This window comes from Oleiphilus sp. HI0079 (assembly GCF_001635105.1).
In genome coordinates, this window is the sequence record NZ_LWFT01001217.1 from 1 (window position 1) to 1,039 (window position 1,039).

Sequence of the window (1,039 nt, forward strand, 5' to 3'; positions counted from 1 at the left end):
ACACAAAAACAAGAACAGCTAAAAAAGCTCGCACCTCATGATGTTGTCGTCACAGCGCCAGGATCAGAATATGACTTCGTATCAAGATACTTCTGGCCAGCAAACGGCGGTGACGAAGACCCCGTTACAGGGTCGATACATACGGGCCTAGCACCATATTGGGCAGAACGCTTAGGAAAAACCGAACTCATGGCGCTTCAGGCATCAAAACGAAGCGGCGTGTTGTTATGTCGAGTCACAGAAGATAGAGTCTTTGTATCAGGTAAAGCAGTGCATTACCTCGAAGGCAAAATTACGGTTTAGATTGCGCGCACTCTAAAAAACCATAAAGGGCTGTAACATCCAAGCTCAAATGAAAAACAAACAAGCTGTGCGCTCAAAGCGACTGTGAAGACCTTCCGGTAACGGGCAAAAATAAGGGGCAAGCAACATCAAATACCTTTGGACTGCGATATTTCTAGTCGTGCTGGTTTGGTCCGGCATCAACCCTAAAGACACACTCACTTGGTTTCTTGAGGTCTTGCCGGCAGTGATAGGTGCAACGCTGGTTGCACTTACCTACAAACGCTTTCCTCTAACGCCCATGCTGAGTTTTCTCATTCTGCTGCACTGCGTGGTACTGATGGTTGGAGGCCACTATACCTACGCAGAAGTACCCTTGTTTGATGGCCTGTTTGGCTCTGAACGCAACAATTACGACAAAGTTGGTCATTTCTTTCAAGGGTTTGTCCCGGCTCTGCTTGCACGAGAGATCTTGATCCGCAAAAACGTCGTGAATGGTGTTGCTTGGCGCAACTATATAATTGTTTCGATCGTTCTGGCCTTCAGCGCGTTTTATGAGTTGATCGAATGGTGGGTCGCATTGCTATCAGGTGAAGACGCCATGGCATTTCTCGGAACGCAAGGGTATATCTGGGACACCCAATCAGATATGGCATGGGCATTATCGGCTGCGATCTGCGCACTCGTCGTTCTATCCAAGTGGCATGACAGGCAACTTGGACAGCTTGCGACTCATAATGATCAGGATCCAAACGCA

At 48.0% G+C, this 1,039-nt stretch carries 2 protein-coding genes; both read left to right on the forward strand.

From position 1 onward, the window contains the following. A partial coding sequence (locus A3750_RS21615) for a PhzF family phenazine biosynthesis protein (RefSeq protein WP_197475223.1) occupies positions 1-303 on the forward strand: 303 nt, incomplete at its 5' end. Between the two features lie 160 nt (positions 304-463). After that, positions 464-1,039, forward strand: a 576-nt coding sequence (locus tag A3750_RS21620; protein WP_231871791.1) for a DUF2238 domain-containing protein, incomplete at its 3' end; no start/stop codon positions are given.